The following is a 22,586-nucleotide window of genomic DNA, read 5'->3' on the forward strand; positions in this document are numbered from 1 at the left end:
CGAAACCTGCGGGTGCGCCTGAGACGCGGACCTCAGGCGAGGGCCGCGAGCCGCCCGACCACGCCCTCGCCCAGCGTCGCGACGAAGCCCTCCGGGTCCGGCCCCTGCGGCGAGAGCTCGACGAGCGTGATCCCGAGCGCCGCGTACTCCTCCATCGCGCTCACGAACCCGTCGGGGTCGCCGATCGGGTCGCCGCCACCGATGATCGTCTTGGTGATCGAGTCGTAGTCTCGTCCGACGTCGTCGCAGTGGCGTCGCAGAACATCGAGCTTGTGCGCGATGTCGTCGCGTCCCGTCGCGAACAGGTTGCAGGCGTCGCCGTACTCGGCGACCAGCCGCAGAGTCTTCTTCTCGCCGCCGCCCCCGATCAGGATCGGCGGGCCCGGCTTCTGGATCGGCTCCGGGTGGTTCAGCGTCTCGGCCAGGCGGTAGTGCTCGCCCGCGAAGGGTCCGTCGTCGTCGCTCCACATCTGCCGGCAGATCTGCAGCGTCTCCTCGAGCCGCTCGAACCGCTCCTTCAGCGGCGGGTACGGCACACCGAGCCCGAGGTGCTCGCGCTCGTACCAGGCCGCTCCGATGCCGAGCATCGCCCGCCCGCCCGACAGCACGTCGAGCGTCGTCACGATCTTCGCGAGCAGCCCCGGGTGCCGATAGGTCACCCCGGTCACGAGCAGGCCCAGGCGGAGGCGCTCGGTGCGCCCCGCGATGAACCCGAGCGAGGTGTACCCCTCGAGCATCGGGTCCTCGCTCGTCGCGAACTGCTCCATCTGGAAGTAGTGGTCCATCAGCGTGAACCACTCGCAGCCGACGTCCTCCGCCGTCCTCGCCGTGGCCCCGAGGATCGGAGCGATCCCGGCGCTGCCCCCCGGCAGCGTGAAGTTCATGAAGTGAATGCCGACCTGCATGGTTCCTCCTGGTGTCTGAAGCGAGCACGACTCGGACATCGCGCGATGCCCAAGTGTGGCTGCACGGGGGCTCTCGGCGCCCGTGTCGTCCGAGCCTGTCACGCCTGCACGGGTCGGGTCGGACCTCGGAGATCCTTCCCTGCTGACACAGGCACGAGTACTGTGCCGTCCAAAGTATTCCAAACTTATGAGGTTTTCACGCCACGCGATGCATACAGCCATAGTTTTGGATAGCTTTGGCCGGTGACACCAGAGCGAGTACAGCAGCTGATCGATGGTGGTGAGACCCTCGTGGTCGAGTTCACGCGTGGGACACGCGCGCTGAACGACGACGCCATCGTCGAGGCTGTGACGTGCCTTGCGAATGGCGCCGGCGGCACACTCCTTCTCGGAGTAGAGGACGACGGGCGAGTGACGGGTCTCGCGCCCCGCCATGGTGAAGCCACTCAGCCGCACCTCCTCCAGGCCATGATCCTCAATCGAACGGATCCTCCCGTAGCGACCGGCGTCGAGATCATCGTGACCGAAGGACATCCCGTTGCAGTGATCGAGGTCCCCGATCTCGAGGCTCCCGTCGGCACGTCCAGCGGCAAGTACGTCAGGCGTCGCCTGGACGCGAGGGGCGAGCCGGAGTGCACGCCCTACCCGCTCCACGAGATGATGTCGGCCGGACTCTCGGCCCAAGGCCGGGACTACGCCGCGACGGTGGCACGTGGTGCCACGTGGGACGACATCGACTCGGCCGAGCTCGACCGCTTCCGAGCGCTGTGCGGAACCGGCCGAGGTGACGCCGCGCTCTCAGCTGCGACGGATGCGGACATCCTCCGGGCACTGAGACTGATGCAACCGAGTCATGATCTGACTCTCGGCGCGATCCTCTTGTTCGGCACGGCGGAGGCTCTGGAGCGATTCGTGCCTACAGCGGAAACAGTTTTCACCCATTTCTCCGGGCGTGCGATCACCTCTTCTGAGACGTTGCGGCGCCCGCTCCTTCAGACGGCGGCACACCTGCAGGAGCTCATCGCTTCCCGCAACTCCGAGCAGGAAGTGGTCGTTGGACTGCACCGTGTCGGAGTGAGGAGAGTGCCGGACATCGTGATCCGGGAGACGATCGCGAACGCGCTCGTCCACCGGGATTACTCGCTGCTCGGCCCGGTCACCGTCGAACTCGATGATCTCGCCTTCCGTGTCGTCAGTCCCGGAGGATTCCCGAGCGGGATCACCCTCGACAACCTGCTCGACGATTCACGCCCGCGCAGTCCGATCCTGGCCGACGCCTTCAAGCGCGCCGGCATCGTGGACAGAGCGGGCCGTGGCATCCGGGAGATCTTCGAACAGGTCCTCCGCGCGGGCCGCGGCGAACCCGACTACTCCCGATCGACCTCCTCATCAGTCGTCGTCTCGGTCCCGACGAGCGACACCGACATCGAGACCGTTCGATTCATCCTCGAGTTCGAGGACTCGACGAGAACGACACTGACCCTGCTCCAGTTGCGTCTCCTCCACGAATTGAAGGCGACGGGGCCACAATCGGTGGGTGAACTCGTCGCTGGCCTCTCGGAGGTAGAGGCGAAGGTGCGCTCCCAGCTGACGAGACTGGCAGAACTCGGACTGACCGAGGCTCGGGGGACTGGCCGCAACCGCCGCAATCACCTGACGGCGGCGTTCTACCGTCTTGCCGAGTCGAGTGAGTACGTACGACTGCAGGACACCGATCCCCTGCAGCAAGAACGCCTGATCGTGTCCTACGCCGAGCACTACGGTCGAATAACTCGCAGCAAGGCTGCTGAGCTCTGTCGTCTGAGCCCCGAACAAGCTCGGGTCGTGCTGCGACGGCTCGTCGTCTCGGGAGCCTTGGAACTCCGCGGCGAGCGCCGAACCGCGCATTACGTCGTGCCTTCCGAAGATCCCGCCTGACGGACCGCAGCACACATCGCGGCACCGGGCCCCCCGCGGCGGCGAACCGACACGCGAAAACCTGATGGAGCTCCCGCGGAGGCGCCGGGATGGCTGCGAACCGCGAGACGCGACCGGACACAAGCCTGCCGTCCCTTGCAGGGCTCGGCAGCGATCCGGTCGACCTCGCACGCACGGATGTCGTTCTCGTAGGCGCTCTCGCGGTGTCCAGGATCACTGTGTCAGCGTCCTGCTCGATCGAGCGCGACTCGCGGCGGTCGAAGATCGCGAAGAGTTCGGCTGCTCCGAGCACCTGTTCAGCCACGACCAGGCGTCAGGCGCCGACGCTGAACCTGCGCCCGCCGAATCCGACGACATCGCCGACCACCAGCTGTCGCCCACGACGGCGATCCACGACGCCGTTCACCGTCACGCAGCCCTCCGCGACAGCCTCCTTCACCTCGCCACCGGAGTCGACGATCCCCGCGAACTTCAGGAACTGCCCGAGGCGGATGGTCTCCCCGCCGATCGGGACCTCGTCGATCGGAGCCGGATCGGTCACGGGAGCTACACCGCCGGGATGTCCGCGAACCGCGAGAAGTGCCCGTGGAAGCCCACGGTCACGGTGCGCGTCGGACCGTTGCGGTGCTTGGCGACGATCAGGTCGGCCTCGCCGGCGCGCGGGTTGTCCTTCTCGTAGGCGCTCTCGCGGTGCAGGAGGATCACCATGTCGGCGTCCTGCTCGATCGAGCCGGACTCGCGGAGGTCGGAGATGGCGGGCAGCTTGTCGGCGCGCTGCTCGGGGCCACGGTTCAGCTGCGAGAGGGCGATGACCGGCACCTGGAGCTCCTTGGCGAGGAGCTTGAGCGCTCGCGAGAACTCCGAGACCTCCTGCTGGCGGCTCTCGACCTTCTTGCCCGAGGTCATCAGCTGCAGGTAGTCGATGACGACCATCTTGAGCCCGATGCGCTGCTTGAGCCGCCGGCACTTCGCGCGGATCTCGACGAGCGTGAGGTTGGGTGAGTCGTCGATGTACAGCGGGGCGTCGTTGATCCGGCCCCGGGTGGAGGCGATGGTCGTCCAGTCGCGCTGGTCGACCGTGCCCTTGCGCATGTGCTGCAGCGGCACCGATGCCTCTGCCGACAGGAGGCGCATTGCGATCTCGCTGCGCCCCATCTCGAGCGAGAAGAAGATCGTCGCCATGTTGTGCTTGATCGCGGCAGCGCGAGCGAAGTCGAGCGCGAGCGTCGACTTTCCGAGCGCGGGGCGCGCAGCGACGATGATCATCTGACCCGGGTGGAAGCCGTTGGTGAGGTCGTCGAGGTCGGCGAATCCCGTGGGGACCCCTGTGAATGCACCGTCCTTGTGCGCGGCCGCCTCGATCTCGTCGATCGCCACGGTCACCGCATCGGTCAGCGGCACATAGTCCTCCGCCGTCTCGGACCCGGTGACGTTGTAGATCTCGGCCTGCGCCGTGTTGACGAGGTCGAGCACCTCGCCCTCACCCTGGTAGCCCATCTGGGCGATCCGCGTGCCCGCCTCGACGAGGCGGCGCAGCAGGGCTCGCTCGGCGACGATGGAGGCGTAGTAGCCGGCGTTGGCAGCGGTGGGGACCATCGAGGTGAGCGTGTGCAGGTAGTCGGCGCCGCCGGCCCGCTGGAGCTCGCCCTGCTTGGTGAGCTCGTCGGTGACCGCGATGACGTCCGTCGGCTCGCCGTGCGAGTAGAGCGCCAGGATCGCGTCGAACACGATCTCGTGCTTCGGGATGTAGAAGTCGGTGCCCTTGACGCTCTCGACGACATCGGCGACCGCGTCCTTCGAGAGCAGCATGCCGCCGAGGGCCGACTGCTCGGCGAGCAGGTCGTGCGGAGGCGTCCGCTCGCCGCGCGACTCGCCGCGGCCGTGGTCGCCGCGACCGTCCGAGCCGGGTACCGCCAGATGCGCGATCGTCATGCCTTCGGCTCCTCTGTCGGGTGGCCCGCAGAGCGGGTGAGCGTGTCGGGTGCAGAGCGGGTGAGGGCCGGCCGATCCGCGTCGGCTCCAGGTCTAGCAGCGACCTCCGACAGCGGCACCGCAGCGCTCCGCCCGCTCCCCTCTCGGGGCGCTGCGCCACCCTACGGACCGCTCGCCTCGGCATGCAAACCGCCCTGTGGAGAGAGCTGTGCACAACATCGGGGAAACGCCGGACCCACTGTGGGCAACATGTGGAGAACCCTGTGGGAACTCGAGTGATCAGCGACTTTTTTCGACCCTCTGACCTGGCTTTTTCCTCTTTCCACAGCTGTGCGTGGAAAAGAGTCTCAAGAGCACGCTGAAGGTTGGTCGCGCCGGAGGGTGTATGTGGATGGAGCTGTGGACAACGGGGACGACAGAGGGCGGTGCGGCGGGACCGATGAGTCCCGTCGCACCGCCCTCTGCGGCGTTCTCGCGGCCCTACTTGGCCGCGACCACCTGCAGCTTCACGGTGGCCTGGATGTCGTCGCGCAGACGCACCACAGCCTCGTGCTCGCCGACGTGCTTGATCGCGTTCGCGATCACGATCTTGCGCTTGTCGAGCTCGCCGAACCCGGCCGCCGCCACCGCGCTCGCGATGTCGGAGGTCTTCACCGAGCCGAAGAGGCGGCCGTCCTTGCCGGCCTTGACGGTGAGCTTCACCCGGTTGGCCTCGAGGACCTGCTTGGTGTGCTGCGCCTCCTCGATGGTCTTGTGCTCACGAGCGGCTCGCGCCGACTTGATCTGCTCGACCTGCTTCTCGCCGCCGCGGGTCCAGGCGACGCCGAAGCCCTGCGGGATGAGGTAGTTGCGGGCGAACCCGTTCTTCACGTCGACGACGTCCCCGGCAGAGCCGAGCCCGTCGACCTCGTGGGTCAGGATGACCTTGGACATACCGTTACCTACCTTCCGCTGCCAGCGTAGGGCAGGAGCGCCATCTCGCGGGCGTTCTTGACGGCACGGGCGATGAGGCGCTGCTCCTGAACGGAGACGCCGGTGATACGACGGGCGCGGATCTTCCCGCGCTCCGAGATGAACTTGCGGAGGGTCGCGACGTCCTTGTAGTCGATGACACCCACGCGGACCGACTTCGCGGGGGCCGCGTTCTTCGCGCCCTTGCCGCGGATCGGCTTGCGGCGGTCGCCGCTGCTCTTTCCAGCCATAGTGGTTTCCTTAGATTCTGGTTCGCCCCCGACCCGCCGCGAGCGGTCGCGGTACGGGAGAGGCGGGATTCAGGTGAGGAGAGCGTCCGAGCCGAGGCTCAGAACGGCGTCTCGTCGTTGTAGCTGCCCGGCGTGCTCCACACGTCGCCACCGGCCGGAGCGCTGGGCGCCCACGGCTCCTCGGCCTGGCCGCCGCGGTTGCCGCCGGCGTTGCCGGAGCCCCCCTGGTTGCCGCCGCCGAAGCCGCCCTGACCGCCGCCGATCTGCCCGCCGTTGCCCTGACCGCCACCGGCCTGGCCGCGTCCGCCTCCTCCGGAGGTGCGCGTGACCTGAGCGGTCGCGTAACGGAGCGAGGGGCCGATCTCGTCGATCTCGAGCTCGATGCTGGTGCGCTTCTCGCCTTCCTTCGTCTCGTACGAGCGCTGCTTCAGACGGCCGGTCGCGATGACGCGGCTCCCCTTGGTCAGCGTTCCCGCGACGTTCTCGGCGAACTCGCGCCAGACGGAGGCCCGGAGGAACAGCGCTTCGCCGTCCTTCCAGTCGTTCGCCTGCCGGTCGAAGGTGCGCGGCGTGGAGGCGATGGTGAAGTTCGCGACCGCGAGCCCGCCCTGCGTGTAGCGCAGCTCGGGGTCTGCGGTGAGGTTCCCCACCACGGTGATGATCGTCTCGCCGGCCATGAGCGCTAGGCCTTGGGAGCGGCCGAGGCCTTGGCAGCCTTGCGGGCGGCCTTCTCGTCGGCGAGCTTCGCGGCGGCCGCGACCTGGGCGATGCCCTCTTCGGCCCGCAGCACCTTGGTGCGCATGACGGCCTCGGACAGCTTCAGCTGACGGTCGAGCTCGTTCGCGGCGGCCGAGGTCGACGTGAAGTCGACGACGGCGTAGATACCCTCGGACTTCTTGTTGATCTCGTACGCCAGACGACGGCGGCCCCAGACGTCGACCTTGTCGATGGATCCACCATCGGTGCGGATGACGTTGAGGAACTTGTCGAGACTCGGAGCGACGGTGCGCTCATCGATCTCGGGGTCCAGGATGACCATGATCTCGTACTGATGCGTCACTAACCCACCTCCTTCGGACTGAACGGCCACGGTATTTCCGTGACAGGAGGGTATGTAGCATCTGCCCACTCCCGCGGACGCGAGCGCGTCTGGTCGTGGACAACCTGTACAGACTACAACAGGAGGGTTCCGACGCGCCGGTCGCGTCCGTTCGGCGCGATGTCGACGGCTCCGTTCAGCGCGACGCCCACCACTCGCGGAGGCGCTGCGTCGCGACCTCCTCGCCGAGCGGCCCCTCCTCCAGGCGCAGCTCCAGGAGGAAGCGGTACGCCGCTCCGACCTCGGGGCCGGGAGGCAGGCCGAGGATCGCCATGATCCGCGTGCCGTCAAGGTCTGGCCGCTTCGAGGCGAGCTCCTCCTTCTCGGCGAGTTCCGCGATCCGCGTCTCGAGGTCGTCGTACGCGTGCGCGAGCCTCTCGGCCTTGCGCCGGTTGCGGGTGGTGACGTCGGCGCGGGTCAGGATGTGCAGACGCTCGAGCAACGGCCCCGCATCGGTCACGTAGCGGCGGACGGCCGAGTCGGTCCACGCCCCGTCCGTGTAACCGAAGAACCGCAGGTGCAGTTCGATCAGACGTGCGACCTCGGCAGTCGACTGCTTGTCGAACGCGAGGGCGCGCATCCGCTTGATCGCCAGCTTCGACCCGACGAGGTCGTGGTGGTGGAAGCTGACCGCTCCGCCGGGTTCCAGCCGCCGCGTCGCCGGCTTGCCGATGTCGTGCAGAAGGGCGGCCAGCCGCAGCACCACGTCCGGTTCAGCTCCGGGATGCCGCGACTGCTCGAGCGCGATCGCCTGCTCAAGCACGGTGAGGCTGTGCGTGTAGACGTCCTTGTGGTGGTGGTGCTCGTCCTGCTCGAGGCGCAGAGCGGGCAGCTCCGGGAGGAAGTAACCGGCCAGACCGGTGTCGACGAGCAGCTCGAGTCCGGCACGCGGACACGCGGTCGCGAGCAGCTTCCTCAGCTCCTCCTGCACCCGCTCTGCCGAGACGTCGCCGATCCGCGCGGCGAGCTCGGCCATCGCCCACTCGACCTCCTCGGTCGTGCGGAAGCCGAGCTGCGAGGTGAACCGGGCGGCCCGCAGCATCCGGAGGGGGTCGTCGCCGAACGAGAGGTCGGGCTCGGAGGGGGTGCGCAGCCGGCCGGCGAGCAGGTCCTCGACGCCGCCGGACGGATCGACCAGGACGACCTCGGGCAGCCGGAGCGCCATGGCGTTGACGGTGAAGTCGCGCCGCACCAGGTCGCCCTCGAGCGACTCGCCGAACTCGACCTCGGGCTTGCGGCTCACTCCGTCGTAGCTGTCGCTGCGGTAGGTGGTGATCTCGACCGTCTCGCCGGCCACCCGGGCTCCGATCGTGCCGAAAGCGCGGCCGATGTCCCAGTGCGCCTCGGCGATCGGAGCGACGATGCTCAGGATGTCGTCGGGCCGAGCCGACGTGGTGAAGTCGAGGTCGTGCACCGCGTGACCGAGGAACGCATCGCGTACCGGCCCGCCGACGAGCGCGAGCTCGTGGCCCTCCGCCGCGAACGCTTCCGCCACCCTCGCCACAGTGGGCGTCCCCGCCAGTGTGCGAAGGGTCTCGAGAGCGGTCTGGACGCTGTGCATTCGCACGATCCTAGTGGGGGCGCGTGACCGGCCAGGGGAGAGCGCAAGGCCGTCACCGTCTCAGGAGGTTACGAGGACTCGACCGGCGCTCAGACGACGCACCGTCTGCCCGGAGGAGGCCTGCCCGTAGAATCACCCGCATGGAGGCCGAGTGAGTTCGATGCATCGGCGCGACCTCATCCCTCCCCGGCGCCCCCGGCTGCTCCGCACCCTCGGCGCGGCCGTGCTCTCGACCGTTCTCCTGGCGACCCCGGCCCTGGGCGCACAGGCGCCCACGGCACTGCGCGCAGCCACCGTCACGACCGGCACCGTGACGGCCACGGTCGGCGCGGCGAACAACGGCCTCCTCCTGCCGAACCAAGATCTGCAACTGTCGATCTCGGTGCGGAACGGCACTACCGAATCGATCGACGGTGCCCGCATCGAGGTCTCCCTCGACTCCGGCACGCTCGACTCACGGGCCGAGCTGGAGGAGTGGCTCGACGGCGAGGCCGACGACGACACCGAGCGGGCCGGTGACGGCGCCGACCTCCGTCTCCTGCCCTCGAGCGCGGCGCAGGCGACGGTCACCGTCCCCGTCGCCGCGATCCCCTTCTCCAACGATCCGGAGGCGCGCGGCGCCCACGCCGTCAGCATCGCCGTCACGAGCCCGGGCGGAGTCGTCGCCACCGCTCGCTCGGCGGTCGAGCTGACCGACGGCGTCCCCACCCCGAGCGAGACCGGAGTCAGCGTCCTCGTGCCGCTCACGGTCCCCGACACGACCGACGGGCTCCTCCCGGCAGACACGCTGCGCGACTACACCCAGTCCACCGGCACGCTCTCGCGGCAGCTCGACTCGGTCTCCGGCCGCGCGGTCGCCATCGGCGTCGACCCGCGCATCCTCGCCTCCATCCGGGTGCTCGGCACTGCCGCTCCGGAGTCGGCTGTGTCGTGGCTGGAGCGCCTCCAGTCTGCGCCGAACGAGGTGTTTCCGCTGCAGTACGCCGACGCCGACGTCGCCGCTCAGGCGCAGGCCGGTCTCGACACCCTCCTCGCCCCGAGCTCCTTCGAGTACGGCATCGACGACACACTCTTCGCCGATGCGCCCGGCACGGCGACCGCCGACCCCACTGACGCTCCCCCGGCGCAGCCCGAGTCAGCCGACCTCCCCGAACGTCCGAGCACCGAGTCCCTCCTCTCCTTCGACTGGACGCCGGGCGTCGGCGCGCTCGCCTGGCCCGACGCGGGAACCGTCCGCGCCACCGACCTCGACGTCTACACGGCGAGCGGATCGACACGCACGGTCGTCTCCTCGGCCAACCTCGCCCTCCCGGACGACGTCGACACCGCCACGCGAGCGAGCGTCGACGGGCACGAGCTCGTCGTCGCTGACAGCAGCCTCTCGGCGAGCCTCGACTCCGCGGTGAGCGCGACCACCGACTCCGAATGGCGGGCGCAGATGACGACGATCACCGCCGGGCTCGCCCAGGTGCAGCGCGAGGGCGAGACCCCCGACGTCGTACTCGCCCTCGACCGCGGCTCCGCCATCGACGGCGCCCGCCTGGCGCAGACCCTGGACGCCCTCGACGGCCTCCCCTGGGCCAGAGGAGCCTCGCTGGGCGACGCGCTGACGGCTCCCGTCACCGACGACGTCTCGATCGTCGACACCCCGGAGTCGTCCGAGCGGCTCTCCGCCGTCACCGACCTGCTGTCCGCCGCATCGCGGCTCTCCTCCTTCGCCGCTGTGCTGACCGAGCCCGATCTGCTGCGCGGCAAGAGCCGCAACGACCTCCTCGCGCTGCTCTCCGTGACCTGGCGCGGCGACGAGACGGGGTGGGAGGAGGCCGTCGGCACGAGCCGCGAGCGCGCCGCCACGACGCTGGCCGCCGTCAGCATCGAGTCCTCGGGCAGCGTGCTGCAGCTCTCCCGCGATTCGAGCATCCCGGTCTACGTCCGCAACGATCTGCCGTGGCCGGTCTCGGTGCGGATCGACGCCTCCACCTCGAACGCCGTCCTCGACATCGACGAGGGCTCGATCGAGTCCACCGCGGTCGACGCCCGCTCGCAGGGTCGCGTCCCCATCCCCGTGAAGGCCCGCGTCGGCAACGGCGAGACCGAGGTGCGGATGCAGCTCAGCGCACTCGACGGCACCGCGATCGGAGCACCCACGAGCGTCGTGACGAGCGTCCGCGCCGACTGGGAGACCCTCGGGACGCTCATCCTGGGCATTCTGCTGGTGATCGTCTTCGGCGCCGGCATCCTCCGCAACATCCGCCGTCGCCGTCGCGGCGACACCCCAGAGGACGAGGAGGATCCGAACGCCGTGCTCGCGGTCCAGCCCGGCCTCGACGACCAGCGATCGGACCCGCGTGGCTAGCTTCTCCCTCGGACGCGCGAGCGCCGTTCTCGCCTCCGGGACGATGGTCTCGCGGATCCTGGGCTTCGTCATGTCCATCGTGATGGCGAACACGATCGGAGCCGCGGTCGCTCCCGGTGCCGACGCCTTCACCACGGCGAATCTGCTGCCGAACACCATCTACTCGATCATCGCTGGAGGCGCGCTCAACGCCGTCCTCGTGCCCCAGATCGTGCGCGCTGGGCTCGAAGCCGATGGCGGGCGCGGCTACATCAACCGTTTGCTCACCCTCGCGCTCGGCCTGCTGCTGGTGACCACGGTCGCCGCGACCGTCCTCGCTCCGCTGCTCGTGCGCCTGTACGCGCCCGGCTACGGACCGGAGCAGTACCAGCTCGCCGTCGCCTTCGCGTTCTGGTGCCTCCCGCAGGTCTTCTTCTACGGGCTCTTCACCATCCTCGGAGAGGTGCTCAACGCCCGCGGCTCGTTCGGCCCCTTCACCTGGGCGCCGGTGCTCAACAACGTCGTCGTGATCGCAGGACTCGTCGCCTTCATGCTGCTGTTCGGCGCCGACCCCGAGGGGAACCGGCCAGTGGACTCGTGGAGCCCGGCGATGGTCACCCTCCTCGGCGGGAGCGCGACGCTCGGCATCGTCGTTCAGTCGCTCTTCCTGATGCTCTTCTGGCGGAGGGTCGGCCTCAGCTACCGCCCCGACTTCCGCTTCCGCGGGGTCGGCCTGGGCACCGCCGGACGGATGTCGCTGTGGTCCTTCGCGACCGTTCTGCTGACCATCGGTGCCGGAATCGTCGAGAGCCAGGTCTCGTCGACGGCCTCCGGAGAAGGGCCGTCGGCCGCCGCGCTGCAGAAGGCCTGGCTGATCTTCATGCTGCCCCACTCCGTCATCGCGATCTCGATCGCTATGGCCTACTTCACGAAGATGAGCGGTCACACGGCGCGCGGCGAGATGAAGGAGTTCCGCTCGGACGTCTCCACGTCGCTCCGCCTGGTGCTGATGATGCTGGTCTTCGCCGCGGCAGCGATCGTCGTCGTGGCGGTGCCCTTCGGCTCAGTGTTCACCGACACCTTCGCCGATGCGCAGGCCATCGGAGCGATCGCGATGGCGTACGTCGTCGCCCTCCCGCTCTTCTCGTCCATCGCGATCATGCAGCGCGCCTTCTACGCGCTCAGCGACGGTGCTCGTCCGTTTCTGTTCACCCTGGTGCAGGTCGTGGTGGCGGTCGCCGGCTACCTGGTCGTCCTGCGTCTCCCGGCCGACCGTGTGGCCGTCGGCATCGCGGCCGCCACCTCCCTCGGCATCTGCGTGCAGGCCGTCGTGGCGGCGCTCCTGCTGCGGCGGCGTCTCGGCGGGAGGGGCGGGAGGCGGATCCTCGTACGTCTCGTGCAGTTCGCGGTCGCCGCGGCGCCCTCCGCGGCCGCAGGCTACGGACTCCTGGTCGCGCTCGGCGGAACCCGCTCAGGTGGTTTCGCCGTCTCGAACTACGTGGAGCCGCTGCTCTCAATGGCCGCCATCGGCACCGTCATGGCGGTCGTCTACTTCGCGATCCTCTGGTTCCTCCGTGTGCCCGAGCTGCGCGCTCTCGCCGCCCCTGTCCTGCGCCGCCTCGGGCGCTGACCAGCCTCCCGAGGCGGTGCCCGGCGGGGCGGCCGCGCTCCCCCAGGCTCGCGGAATAGCGCCCACCTAGGATGTGTTGTAGCCCACGGAGCCGCGGTACGTCCGAGCGAGCGACTCCGGGGCACGGCCTGCGCGCCACCCGCTACCGCTCGTACAGAACCGAGGAGTTGCCGTGCGCGACATCGTCATCATCGGATCCGGCCCCGCCGGCTGGACCGCCGCCATCTACGCGGCGCGTGCCGAGCTGAACCCGGTGGTCGTCGCGTCCTCTGTCGAGATCGGCGGCGACCTGATGAACACCACGGATGTCGAGAACTTCCCGGGCTTCCCCGACGGCATCCTCGGCCCCGAGCTGATGACGGCCATGCAGGCGCAGGCCGAGAAGTTCGGTGCCGACACGTTCTACGACGACGTGACCTCCCTCGACCTCGAGGGGGAGATCAAGACCGTCCACCTGGGATCCGGAGAGAGCATCGAGGCGAAGACCGTCGTGGTCGCGACCGGCTCCGCCTACCGCAAGCTCGGCCTGCACGACGAAGACCGTCTCTCGGGACACGGTGTCTCATGGTGTGCGACCTGCGACGGCTTCTTCTTCAAGGGCAAGACCATCGCCGTGGTCGGCGGAGGCGACTCCGCCATGGAAGAGGCGACCTTCCTCACCAAGCACGCCGCGAAGGTCTATGTCATCCATCGCAAGGACTCCCTCCGCGCCTCGAAGGTGATGCAGAAGAGGGCCTTCGACAACGAGAAGATCGAATTCCTCTGGAACTCCGAGGTCGTCGGAATCACCGGTGAGAACCACGTCGACGGCGTGTCGTTGCGCGACACCGCCGACGGTACCGAATCGCACCTCGCGCTCGACGGCCTCTTCATCGCGATCGGCAACGACCCGCGCACGCACATCGTGCACGGAAAGCTCGACCTCACGAACGAGGGCACGATCTCGGTCGTCGGCCGTTCCTCACAGACCTCCGTTCCCGGCGTCTTCGCCGCGGGCGACGTGATCGACCCGACCTACCGTCAGGCCGTCACCGCCGCCGCATCCGGAACGGTCGCAGCCCTCGACGCGGAGCACTACCTGGCTTCACTCGCCGATGGCACCGCCCACACCGAAGGCTCACCCCGGGCCGAACTCATCACCCGCTGACCCTCCGGTCAACACACAGGAGCCGGTTCTCCGGCTCGTGAAGGAGAGAACATCCATGTCCACCGCGAAGAGCGTCACCGACGCATCGTTCCAGTCCGACGTCCTCGACTCCGAGAAGACCGTGCTGGTCGATTTCTGGGCCGAGTGGTGCGGTCCCTGCCGCATGGTCTCGCCCATCCTCGACCAGATCTCGGCCGAGCACGGTGACAAGATCGAGATCGTCAAGCTGAATGTCGATGAGAACCCGCAGACCGCCGCGAAGTACCAGATCACGTCGATCCCGGCGATGAAGGTCTACCAGAAGGGTGAGGTCGTCAAGACCGTCATCGGCGCCAAGCCGAAGCCGGCTCTCGAAGCCGACCTCGCCGCGTTCCTCTGAGTCCGAACGCCTGACGGCCGCCGAGCCGCCCTCGAGAACCCCTGTCGCCTCGCGCCGGGGGTTCTCGCCGTCCCCGCCTGTGTTTCACGTGAAACACCCCAGGCCACCGTGACGGCAGTGGAGTCGTGAGCTCCCGCCGGGCCTCAGCGGCTCCCGGTACTGTGGAACGACCCGGTTGTCATCGGGTGATCCTGTCCACCGAGCGAAGCGACACCATCGTGACCAACCGCGGCACCAATCTCGACCCCTGGTACAACTCCTACGCGGAGCGCACGGCCGGACTGGCCGCCAGCGAGGTCCGAGCCCTGTTCGCGGTCGCCTCACGCCCCGAGGTCGTCTCTCTCGCAGGAGGCATGCCCTTCGTCTCAGCGCTCCCCCAGGACCTCGTCACCGGCGCCATCGAATCGGTGATGCGCGAGCAGGGCCCGGTCGCGTTGCAGTACGGGTCAGGGCAGGGCGTCCCGGTGCTCCGCGAGCAGATCCTCGACGTCATGGCGCTCGAGGGGATCTCGGCCAGCGCCGACGACGTCGTCGTCACCACGGGCTCGCAGCACGCGCTTGAACTCGTCTCGAAGCTGTTCCTCGATCCCGGAGACGTCGTCCTCTCGGAGGGACCCAGCTACGTCACTGCGATGGTGATCTTCCGCTCCTACCAGGCCGAGATCGAGCATGTCCCGATGGACGAGCACGGCCTCATCCCGGCCGCGCTCCGCGAGCACATCGCGAGAGTCAGGGCGGCCGGAAAGACGATCAAGTTCCTCTACACGATCCCGACCTTCCACAACCCGGCCGGAGTCACCCTGAGCTGGGAGCGGCGGGTCGAGATCCTCGAGATCTGCAAGTCCGAGGGGATCCTCGTACTCGAGGACAACCCGTACGGCCTGTTGTACTTCGAGGACGTGCCACCGAAGGCCATGCGCTCACTCGAGGAGGACGGAGTCATCTATCTCGGAACCTTCTCGAAGACCCTGGCCCCCGGCTTCCGGGTCGGCTGGGCACTGGCGCCCCACGCGATCCGTGAACGCCTGATCCTGGCGAATGAGGCGGCCGTTTTGAGCCCCTCCTCCTTCAGCCAGCTCGTGATCTCGAAGTACCTCGAGACCGCCGACTGGCGTGCACAGATCGACACATTCCGCGGTGTCTATCGCGAGCGGAAGGAGGCGATGCTGCGAGGCCTGCAGGCTCATCTCCCCGAGCTGAGCTGGACCGACCCGAACGGCGGCTTCTACGTCTGGCTCACCCTGCCCGACGAACTCGACTCGAAAGCCATGCTCCCGCGCGCGGTGAAGGAGCTCGTCGCCTACACGCCCGGCACAGCCTTCTACGGCAACGGCCAGGGGCGTCAGAACATCAGGCTCTCCTTCTGCTATCCGACACCGGAGCGGATCGGCGACGGCATCCGCCGACTCGCCACCGTTATCAACGGAGAGCTCGATCTGCTGTCCACCTTCGCCGGCACAGGAGCTTTGAATGGCGCCGACGCAACCAGGCGTGACGCCGTCCTGCCCCCGAACGTCTCCTGACTCCGCGCACCTCGATTCTAAGAAAGCCCTGGTCATGACCGATTTCTCTGCGCTCGACCGCTCCCTCGACATCGTCGTGATCAGCGGAGGCATCAGCCATGAGCGCGATGTCTCGTTGCGCTCCGGGCGTCGCGTCGGAGACCGCCTGTCAGCCATGGGCCACCGAGTCTCGCACCACGAGCCTGACGCCGCTCTCCTCTCGACGCTGCTCGATAAGCAGCCAGACGTCGTCTGGCCCGCGGTGCACGGAGCGAGTGGAGAAGACGGCGCGCTGCTCGGACTTCTCGAGGCCGCCGGATTCTCCTACGTCGGGTCCCGAACCGATGCAGCACGGCTCGCCTGGTTCAAGCCGACCGCCAAGACGCTCGTCGGTCGCGGCGGATTCTCGACGCCCCGCTCGGTCACACTCCCCCGCGAGACATTCCGCGAACTCGGCGCCGCCGGAATCCTCGAGCAGGTCGACGCACATCTGCCAGGCCCGCTGGTGGTGAAGCCTGCTCAGGGAGGCTCTGCACAGGGCGTGAGCATCGTGTCCGAATCGTCGCAACTCCCCCGCGCCATGGTCGAGGCCTACACCTACAGCGACGTCGTCCTCATCGAACAGCAGATAGGCGGCACCGAAGTCTCCGTCGGAATCCTCGACCTGGGGGACGGACCGTTCGCTCTCCCCCCGGTCGAGATCGCCCCTGTCGCGGGGCGCTACACCTTCGAGGCTCGCTACAACGCGGGAGAGACGCACTTCTACACTCCTGCGCGCATCTCGGACGACGCGACGACGGAGGTCTCTCGAGTCGCTGTCGCCATCCATGACATCCTCGGACTACGTCATCTCTCGAGGATCGACTTCATCGTCGATGACTCCGGCACGCCCTGGTTCTTCGACGCCAATGTGCTTCCGGGGATGACGGAGACATCCTTGGTGCCGCAGGCGATCGAGGCGTCCGGTCGCTACCTCGGCGATGTCTACTCGACGTTGGCCACACTCGCCGCGGCGGAGTAGTTCCGACCGTTTCACGTGAAACGGTCGGCCAGACGAAGATAGGCGAGGCATGTCGACGCGGGCCTGCTGTGCCGGGCAGAGTTGACCGGGAGTGCGCCAGCCGCACCCCGCTCGTGCTCATCGGGAGGCACCTTCCTCCAGCGAGGATAGAAGTTCGCTGCGCTCGTGAAGATCGGGCCGGAGCTGTCGTGACGAGCACGTGGCCCGCCACTGGCCATTGCGGCGACAGCGCGGGGGAGTCAGCGCTGAGCGTGCCGGCCTGACTCGGCGCCACGAGGGCGGGACGGGTTGCGCACGACGGTCCGCCCTGCCGCCGCAAGGACCCGCTACCGAGGACGCCTACGACATTCACCGTTTCACGTGAAACGCTCTATGGAGCCAGAGAGACCTCAGTCGGCTCGCCAATCTCCGCCAGGATTCGATTCAGGTCCTGAATGGTCGCGAAATCGATCACCATCTGGCCCTTGCGCGCTCCCAGAGTCACCTTCACCCGAGTGTTCAGGCGATCACCTAAGTGATCGGCGATCGATGACAGATGTCCGGAGTGGCCTCCCTGCTCCTCCGGCCGAGCCCGATTCGCCGTCTTCGGCGCCTTCATCTGCGCCGCCGCGGCCTCAGCGGCACGCACCGACAAGTCCTCGTTCACGATCTTGTCGGCGAGCCGGCGCATGAGCTCGACATCCTCGAGCGAGAGCACCGCGCGAGCGTGTCCGGCCGAGATCACTCCCGCCGCCACTCGAGACTGGACCTCTGCCGGCAGGCGGAGCAGACGCAGAGTGTTCGAGATCTGAGGGCGCGAGCGGCCGAGCCTCGACGCCAGCGCCTCCTGGGTGATCCCGAAGTCGCTCAGCAGCTGCTGATAGGCCGATGCCTCCTCCAACGGGTTGAGGTCGGCCCGATGCAGGTTCTCGAGCAGGGCGTCTCGGAGCATGTTCTCGTCAGCCGTGTCCTTGACCACCGCGGGGATCGTCGTAAGACCGGCCGCCTTCGAGGCGCGGAAACGACGCTCGCCCATGACGAGCTCGTACTTCGCTCCGCCACGACCCATCACCGGGCGGACGACGATGGGCTGGAGCACACCGAATTCCCGCACACTATGCACGAGCTCGGCCAGGTCGTCGTGATCGAAGACCGAACGCGGCTGCGAGGTATTGGGGACGATCTCGTCGAGGGGGAGACGGGCAAGACGAGCGCCCGGAACCTCCAACAGCTCATCAGCTCTAGCCGAATCGCCGACCTGATCAGGAAAGAAGACGTCGACAGGCCGCGATCGCGTCTCATCTCCCGTCGGAATCAGCGACCCGATCCCCCGGCCGAGTCCTGTGCGCTTGGTCGCCATCAGCGTGCCTCTCCTTCATGAGCTGCTTCGGGAGTCTTCCGCGCCCCTCGGCGCGCGATCTCTGCTGCTGCCTCCAGATAGGCCAGCGATCCAGACGACTGCGGGTCGTAGGTGATGACGCTCTGGCCGTAGCTGGGTGCCTCCGAGATCCTCACGTTCCGCGGAATCACCGCCTGCAGCACCTCCTTCGGGAAGTGCTCACGGACGTCCGCAGCAACTTGCTGCGAGAGGTTCGTCCTCCCGTCGTACATCGTCAGCAGGATCGTCGAGACTCCGAGATTCGGGTTCAGGTGGCGCTCGATCAGGTCGATATTCTTGAGCAGCTGGCTCAGCCCTTCGAGCGCGTAGTACTCGCACTGGATCGGGATGAGCACCTCGCGTGCGGCGACGAACGCATTGATGGTCAACAGGCCGAGTGAGGGCGGGCAGTCGATGAAGACGTAGTCGAAGGGCTCAGACATCGCTTCGAGCATCCGGTCCAGCGCGCGGCGGAGCCGCTGCTCGCGCGCCACCAGAGAGACGAGCTCGATCTCGGCACCGGCGAGGTGAATGGTGGCGGGGACCCCATAGAGTGACGCGAATTCGGGGCTCTTTTGCACGACATCGGCCAGGGGAGTGTCGTTGACGATCACGTCGTAGACGCTGGCGGTCTCTGCCCTGTGCTCGATCCCGAGTGCGGTCGACGCATTGCCCTGGGGATCGAGATCGATCACCAGCACTTTCGCTTCGCCGCGGGCCAGGCCCGCCGCCAGATTGACCGTCGTCGTCGTCTTGCCAACGCCACCCTTCTGGTTCGAGATCGTGATGACACGCGTCGACTCCGGCTTCGGCAGCGGCTGAGCGTTCAACAGCGCGCGCCGTCGCGTCATGTCCGCGATCTCGCGAGCCAGGGGGGTCGAGGAGTCGAAGCCCCCGGTCAGTCCGGCGGAATCGGATTGTTTCACGTGAAACCTTCGCTCAGCGGGTGGGACGGTGGGCAACACCGACGAGTCGACGACCTAGGAGGCGGGGGATCACTGCATCGTCGTGGCGATCATCCCACTGTAGCCCGGACCACACGGGTCACCTCCGCGAGCACGCCGTCACCGAGCACGAGCACCTCGGGCGGAGAGACGCGGAAGCGGCGTATCTGCTTCGACGCGGCCTCAATCTCCCTCTCGGCGTTGATCCCTTTGAGCAGCACGAGTTCGCCACCGGGACGGACCAGCGGGGCGACAAGGGGGATCAGCTTCGAGAGAGCGCTCACCGCGCGGGCCGTGACCTGATCGAGCGGTTCTGCCAGGCGAACCTCCTCAGCCCGTGCTCGCAGAACCGAGACATTCTCGAGTCCTAGCGCATCGAGCTGCTCCTGGAGCCAAACGATGCGCCGCTCCATCGGCTCGATGAGCACGAATCGGACATCGGGACGAACGATGCCGAGCACGAGCCCCGGGAGGCCGGCACCACTCCCCACGTCTCCTACGAGGCCCGGACGCAGCAGAGGGGCCACCAGGGCGCTGTTGAGCACATGCCTGGTCCAGAGGCGGGGGAGTTCGAGCGGGCCGATCAGACCCCGCTCCTCACCCTGGTCGGCCAGGGTCTCGGTGAAACGACGGAGTACCGGCAACCGGTCGCCGGCGATCGCGGCGGCAGCGGCGGGCTCCGGCTCGAGAGTCGGCTCCACGGTGCTCAGCCGCGCGTGATGACGGTGTGGCGCTCGCGCGCCTCGCCCCGCGACTCCGAGACGAAGCCGCGTTCACCGACCATGTCGTGCACCAGCTTGCGCTCGTACGACGACATGGGCGGGAGGGACGCGGAGGTCGCCCCCTCCTCGATCCGCTCGATGGCGCGGTCGACCAACTGAGCCAGCTCGGCCTCGCGGGCGTCGCGGGACCCACCGATGTCGAGGATCAGGCGCGAGAACGCACCGGTCCTGGTCTGCACGGCAAGGCGCGTCAGCTCCTGCAGCGCCTGCACGGCGTCCGGACGGGAGAGCACACGGAGGTTGGAGTCGCCCGATGCGGTGACGGAGAGGTAGGCGCGGCCATTGCGCACCTCGATGTCGATGTCGCCGTCGAGATCGCAGATGTCGAGGAACTCCTCGATGTAGTCCGCGGCGACGTCGCCCTCGTCCTCGAGCTGCGAGAGCGTTGACTCCGGGGCCTCGACGGCGGCACCGGACTCATCCGGAGAAACGGACTCGTCGGGAGCGGAGCCCGTCTCAGCGCGGGTCTCGTCCTCAGTGAAGGTCTGCATCGGATCGGTCATGGCGGCTCTACTTCTTTCCGGCTTGCTTCTTGGCGCGGTTCTTACCCACGGGCTGCTGCCGTTGCACGGCCTTCTTCTCGACGAGGGTCACCTCGCCGGCATCGGTGGTGCCCTCGACGAGCTTGCCCTTGCGACGCAGGCGCTCCTCACGTGCCTTGGCTGCCTCGCTGCCCGGGGTCGGCATGTTCCGGATGACGATGAACTGCTGGATCATCGTCCAGATGTTCGAGGTCAGCCAGTAGAACATCACGCCGAGGGGGAACGCGAAACCCGAGAAAGCGAACACGAGCGGAAGGATGTAGAGCAGGATCCGCTGCTGCTTGAAGGTCGGCGACGCCTTGGCCTCGGGCGACATGTTCTTCGAGACGATCTGCAGCTGCGTGATGAACTGCGACGCGGTCATCAGAACCACCATGATCACGGCGATGACGATGACCGGCACCTGGCCGCCCTGCGCGAGCGCACCCTGGATGGACTGGTGCAGCGGTGCGACTCCGAACAGGTCGGCCTCACCGAACTGGCGGGCGAGCGTCTCGTCGAGCGGACCGACGCCCTTCTGGCTGTGCTGCGCCGCGTTGAGCACCGAGAACAGGCTGAAGAAGATCGGCATCTGGATCAGCAGCGGCAGGCACGAGGCGAGCGGGTTCGTCCCCGTCTTCTTGTAGAGCTCCATGGTCTCGCGGGACATCGCCTCGCGAGACAGCTGATCGCGCTTGCCCTTGTACTTGTCCTGGATCTTCTTGAGCTGCGGAGCGACCTCGAGCATCCGGCGCTGGCTCTTGATCTGCTTGACGAAGATCGGGATGAGCGCGGCGCGGATGACGATGACGAGGCCCACGATCGAGAGCACCCACGTGATGCCGGCGGCCGCCTCCATACCGGTGAACGTCAGCAACTGATGGAAGGCGACGAGGAGCAGCTCGACCACCCATTTGAGGGGCCAGAGGATCGTGCCGAGGAGGTCCATGGGGTGGGGTCAGTCCTTTCGAGGACCCACGACGAATCCGGCTCGCGTCACAGCGAAGCGGATCCGGCCGGGAGCCGGTCGGTGCAGGGGGATCGAGGTCGGGACGTCGTCGACGCCGCCGGCAGCCCACGGGTGGCAGCGGATGAGTCGACGGGCCGCGAGGACGGAGCCGAGGACGAGCCCGTGGAGCTGGACCGCCTGGAGCGCGTACGCGGAGCACGAGGGGTAGTAGCGGCAGACATCGCCGTAGAGGGGCGAAATGACCGCACGGTAGACGATCAGCAAGAGGATGCCGAGGTTGCGCGGCAGCAACATCAAGCCCCAGCCCAGCCGAGTCGGCCAGCCGGAGGTGCGGGGGAGCACCGCGGTCACGAGGACACTCCCGTCGTTCGGATGGCTCGCGTCCGCGCCATCGCGGCAACGACCTCCGCGCGGAGCTCGGACCAGGGGGCGGTGGCACTACTGGGCAGCGCGCGAACGACCACCTCGGTGCCCGGGTCGATCTGCGGGACGAGCTCGAACGCCACGGCCTTCAAACGACGACGCACGGTGTTGCGCGTCACTGCCGTGCCGACGGTCTTGGCGACGATGAAACCGAACCGCGGGGTGTCCGCGCCGGAGGACCTGCGGACATACGTGACGGTGTGCGGTCCTGTGGACCGCACACCGCGACGGACGACTGTCCGGTACTCGCCTCCGTGGACGATGCGATTGGCTCTGGCCAGCACCGCTGGTCGGTACCGCTCGGTACTACGCGGAGAGCTCGGTGCGCCCCTTGGCGCGGCGAGCGCTCAGGATGGCGCGGCCGGCACGGGTGCGCATGCGCAGACGGAAGCCGTGCACCTTGGCGCGACGACGGTTGTTCGGCTGGAAGGTTCGCTTGCTCATAATCAGATCTCCACGTACGGGTTCCACGACACGATCGAGGCCGCGCGCGTGAGCGGCGACTCCGGATCCTCCGGGAAGAAGGGGTGCCCGACTCCGACTCTGCACGGCCCGCGAAGGCCGGGCGGACGACACCGGGCAGGCGTCAACTGATTAAAACTACGGCCTGCACGGTCACCGGTCAAATGTCGTCCGGGCTAAACCTCGATTCTGCACAGGGGTCGCCACCTTCCGCGCATTGACACGCGGGTGTCGCTGTGATGGATTTGTCTCCCATCGGCTCCGTTCGTTACCGTGTTGAGCCGGAGTTATCCACAGGCTGCATCCGCGTCCTCCCGCGCCCACGCGGGATCCGACGAGGGACCAGTGGATGAGTCTGTGGAGAAGTCGACCCGAAACCGACCGCTCCGCACGCATCGCCCGTGGCCCGGGTGAACCCTGCGACGGGCGCCGGGCGAGCAGCTGGAGCCGGCGACTCACGACAGCGACTTCACAGAGCGACCGAGGACCGGAGACAG

At 67.8% G+C, this 22,586-nt stretch carries 23 protein-coding genes and 1 pseudogene; 8 read left to right on the forward strand and 16 right to left on the reverse strand.

All coding sequences use genetic code 11. The features are described from left to right. Nucleotides 1–32: 32 nt before the first annotated feature. Nucleotides 33–905, reverse strand: a complete 873-nt coding sequence (locus GSU10_RS15120; RefSeq protein WP_068207783.1) for an LLM class F420-dependent oxidoreductase — start codon at nucleotides 903–905, stop codon at nucleotides 33–35. A 291-nt stretch (nucleotides 906–1,196) separates the two neighbouring features. On the opposite strand from GSU10_RS15120, the pseudogene GSU10_RS15570 reads away from it, so the two are divergent. Then, nucleotides 1,197–1,451: pseudogene (locus GSU10_RS15570) on the forward strand (AlbA family DNA-binding domain-containing protein); the annotation flags it as partial. Nucleotides 1,452–1,784: 333 nt separating this feature from the next. Beyond that, nucleotides 1,785–2,822: an ATP-binding protein gene (locus tag GSU10_RS15575; protein WP_244311490.1), complete on the forward strand. Its 1,038-nt coding sequence runs from the start codon at nucleotides 1,785–1,787 to the stop codon at nucleotides 2,820–2,822. Nucleotides 2,823–3,135: 313 nt separating this feature from the next. On the opposite strand, the gene GSU10_RS15130 is transcribed toward GSU10_RS15575, so the two are convergent. The 7 genes from GSU10_RS15130 to GSU10_RS15160 form a co-directional block, all read right to left on the reverse strand. Further along, on the reverse strand, nucleotides 3,136–3,363 hold the full coding sequence (locus GSU10_RS15130; RefSeq protein WP_068207786.1) for an RNA-binding S4 domain-containing protein: 228 nt from the start codon (nucleotides 3,361–3,363) through the stop codon (nucleotides 3,136–3,138). A gap of 5 nt (nucleotides 3,364–3,368) precedes the next feature. Beyond that, the gene (gene dnaB, locus GSU10_RS15135; RefSeq protein WP_068207787.1) at nucleotides 3,369–4,754 is read right to left on the reverse strand and encodes a replicative DNA helicase; all 1,386 of its coding nucleotides are present in this window, start codon (nucleotides 4,752–4,754) and stop codon (nucleotides 3,369–3,371) included. A gap of 480 nt (nucleotides 4,755–5,234) precedes the next feature. Continuing rightward, the gene (rplI, locus tag GSU10_RS15140; protein WP_068207790.1) at nucleotides 5,235–5,687 is read right to left on the reverse strand and encodes a 50S ribosomal protein L9; all 453 of its coding nucleotides are present in this window, start codon (nucleotides 5,685–5,687) and stop codon (nucleotides 5,235–5,237) included. Nucleotides 5,688–5,695: 8 nt separating this feature from the next. Beyond that, nucleotides 5,696–5,956: a 30S ribosomal protein S18 gene (gene rpsR / locus GSU10_RS15145; RefSeq protein WP_055784551.1), complete on the reverse strand. Its 261-nt coding sequence runs from the start codon at nucleotides 5,954–5,956 to the stop codon at nucleotides 5,696–5,698. Nucleotides 5,957–6,054: 98 nt separating this feature from the next. Beyond that, nucleotides 6,055–6,633: a single-stranded DNA-binding protein gene (locus tag GSU10_RS15150; RefSeq protein ID WP_132504597.1), complete on the reverse strand. Its 579-nt coding sequence runs from the start codon at nucleotides 6,631–6,633 to the stop codon at nucleotides 6,055–6,057. A 5-nt stretch (nucleotides 6,634–6,638) separates the two neighbouring features. Next, nucleotides 6,639–7,016: a 30S ribosomal protein S6 gene (gene rpsF / locus GSU10_RS15155; RefSeq protein ID WP_068207796.1), complete on the reverse strand. Its 378-nt coding sequence runs from the start codon at nucleotides 7,014–7,016 to the stop codon at nucleotides 6,639–6,641. A gap of 175 nt (nucleotides 7,017–7,191) precedes the next feature. Continuing rightward, the gene (locus tag GSU10_RS15160; protein WP_068207799.1) at nucleotides 7,192–8,616 is read right to left on the reverse strand and encodes a CCA tRNA nucleotidyltransferase; all 1,425 of its coding nucleotides are present in this window, start codon (nucleotides 8,614–8,616) and stop codon (nucleotides 7,192–7,194) included. 160 nt (nucleotides 8,617–8,776) lie between these two features. On the opposite strand from GSU10_RS15160, the gene GSU10_RS15165 reads away from it, so the two are divergent. The 6 genes from GSU10_RS15165 to GSU10_RS15190 all read left to right on the forward strand — a co-directional run bounded on the left by GSU10_RS15165 (nucleotide 8,777) and on the right by GSU10_RS15190 (nucleotide 16,630). Further along, on the forward strand, nucleotides 8,777–10,972 hold the full coding sequence (locus tag GSU10_RS15165) for a DUF6049 family protein (RefSeq protein WP_153038773.1): 2,196 nt from the start codon (nucleotides 8,777–8,779) through the stop codon (nucleotides 10,970–10,972). Beyond that, nucleotides 10,965–12,581, forward strand: a complete 1,617-nt coding sequence (murJ, locus tag GSU10_RS15170; protein WP_082844928.1) for a murein biosynthesis integral membrane protein MurJ — start codon at nucleotides 10,965–10,967, stop codon at nucleotides 12,579–12,581. The genes GSU10_RS15165 and murJ overlap by 8 nt, the downstream gene beginning before the upstream one ends. Before the next feature lie 172 nt (nucleotides 12,582–12,753). Then, nucleotides 12,754–13,728, forward strand: coding sequence for a thioredoxin-disulfide reductase (gene trxB / locus GSU10_RS15175; protein WP_068207804.1), 975 nt, complete (start codon nucleotides 12,754–12,756; stop codon nucleotides 13,726–13,728). 55 nt (nucleotides 13,729–13,783) lie between these two features. Beyond that, entirely contained in the window at nucleotides 13,784–14,107 is a 324-nt protein-coding gene (trxA, locus tag GSU10_RS15180; protein WP_055784535.1) for a thioredoxin, read from the forward strand. Between the two features lie 185 nt (nucleotides 14,108–14,292). Continuing rightward, nucleotides 14,293–15,630: an aminotransferase-like domain-containing protein gene (locus GSU10_RS15185; protein ID WP_236713491.1), complete on the forward strand. Its 1,338-nt coding sequence runs from the start codon at nucleotides 14,293–14,295 to the stop codon at nucleotides 15,628–15,630. A gap of 34 nt (nucleotides 15,631–15,664) precedes the next feature. Then, complete coding sequence (locus tag GSU10_RS15190; protein ID WP_068207807.1) at nucleotides 15,665–16,630, forward strand: D-alanine--D-alanine ligase family protein; 966 nt, start codon at nucleotides 15,665–15,667, stop codon at nucleotides 16,628–16,630. A gap of 370 nt (nucleotides 16,631–17,000) precedes the next feature. Here the strand turns inward: GSU10_RS15190 and GSU10_RS15195 are convergent, their stop codons facing one another. The 8 genes from GSU10_RS15195 to rpmH form a co-directional block, all read right to left on the reverse strand. Next, complete coding sequence (locus GSU10_RS15195) at nucleotides 17,001–17,969, reverse strand: ParB/RepB/Spo0J family partition protein (protein ID WP_132504599.1); 969 nt, start codon at nucleotides 17,967–17,969, stop codon at nucleotides 17,001–17,003. Next, complete coding sequence (locus GSU10_RS15200) at nucleotides 17,969–18,838, reverse strand: ParA family protein (protein ID WP_082844934.1); 870 nt, start codon at nucleotides 18,836–18,838, stop codon at nucleotides 17,969–17,971. Before GSU10_RS15200 ends, GSU10_RS15195 begins: the two co-directional genes overlap by 1 nt. A 164-nt stretch (nucleotides 18,839–19,002) precedes the next feature. Next, nucleotides 19,003–19,632, reverse strand: a complete 630-nt coding sequence (gene rsmG / locus GSU10_RS15205; protein ID WP_068207812.1) for a 16S rRNA (guanine(527)-N(7))-methyltransferase RsmG — start codon at nucleotides 19,630–19,632, stop codon at nucleotides 19,003–19,005. A gap of 5 nt (nucleotides 19,633–19,637) precedes the next feature. Continuing rightward, nucleotides 19,638–20,216, reverse strand: a complete 579-nt coding sequence (locus tag GSU10_RS15210; protein WP_236713492.1) for a Jag family protein — start codon at nucleotides 20,214–20,216, stop codon at nucleotides 19,638–19,640. 7 nt (nucleotides 20,217–20,223) lie between these two features. Next, nucleotides 20,224–21,183: a membrane protein insertase YidC gene (yidC, locus tag GSU10_RS15215; RefSeq protein ID WP_068207814.1), complete on the reverse strand. Its 960-nt coding sequence runs from the start codon at nucleotides 21,181–21,183 to the stop codon at nucleotides 20,224–20,226. A gap of 9 nt (nucleotides 21,184–21,192) precedes the next feature. Then, the gene (yidD, locus tag GSU10_RS15220; protein ID WP_068207866.1) at nucleotides 21,193–21,498 is read right to left on the reverse strand and encodes a membrane protein insertion efficiency factor YidD; all 306 of its coding nucleotides are present in this window, start codon (nucleotides 21,496–21,498) and stop codon (nucleotides 21,193–21,195) included. 53 nt (nucleotides 21,499–21,551) lie between these two features. Beyond that, on the reverse strand, nucleotides 21,552–21,911 hold the full coding sequence (gene rnpA / locus GSU10_RS15225; RefSeq protein WP_068207816.1) for a ribonuclease P protein component: 360 nt from the start codon (nucleotides 21,909–21,911) through the stop codon (nucleotides 21,552–21,554). A gap of 22 nt (nucleotides 21,912–21,933) precedes the next feature. Beyond that, entirely contained in the window at nucleotides 21,934–22,071 is a 138-nt protein-coding gene (gene rpmH, locus GSU10_RS15230; protein ID WP_027692766.1) for a 50S ribosomal protein L34, read from the reverse strand. Nucleotides 22,072–22,586 lie beyond the last annotated feature (515 nt).

Origin of the sequence: Rathayibacter tanaceti (genome assembly GCF_009834165.1) — a bacterium.
Lineage (GTDB): Bacteria > Actinomycetota > Actinomycetes > Actinomycetales > Microbacteriaceae > Rathayibacter > Rathayibacter tanaceti.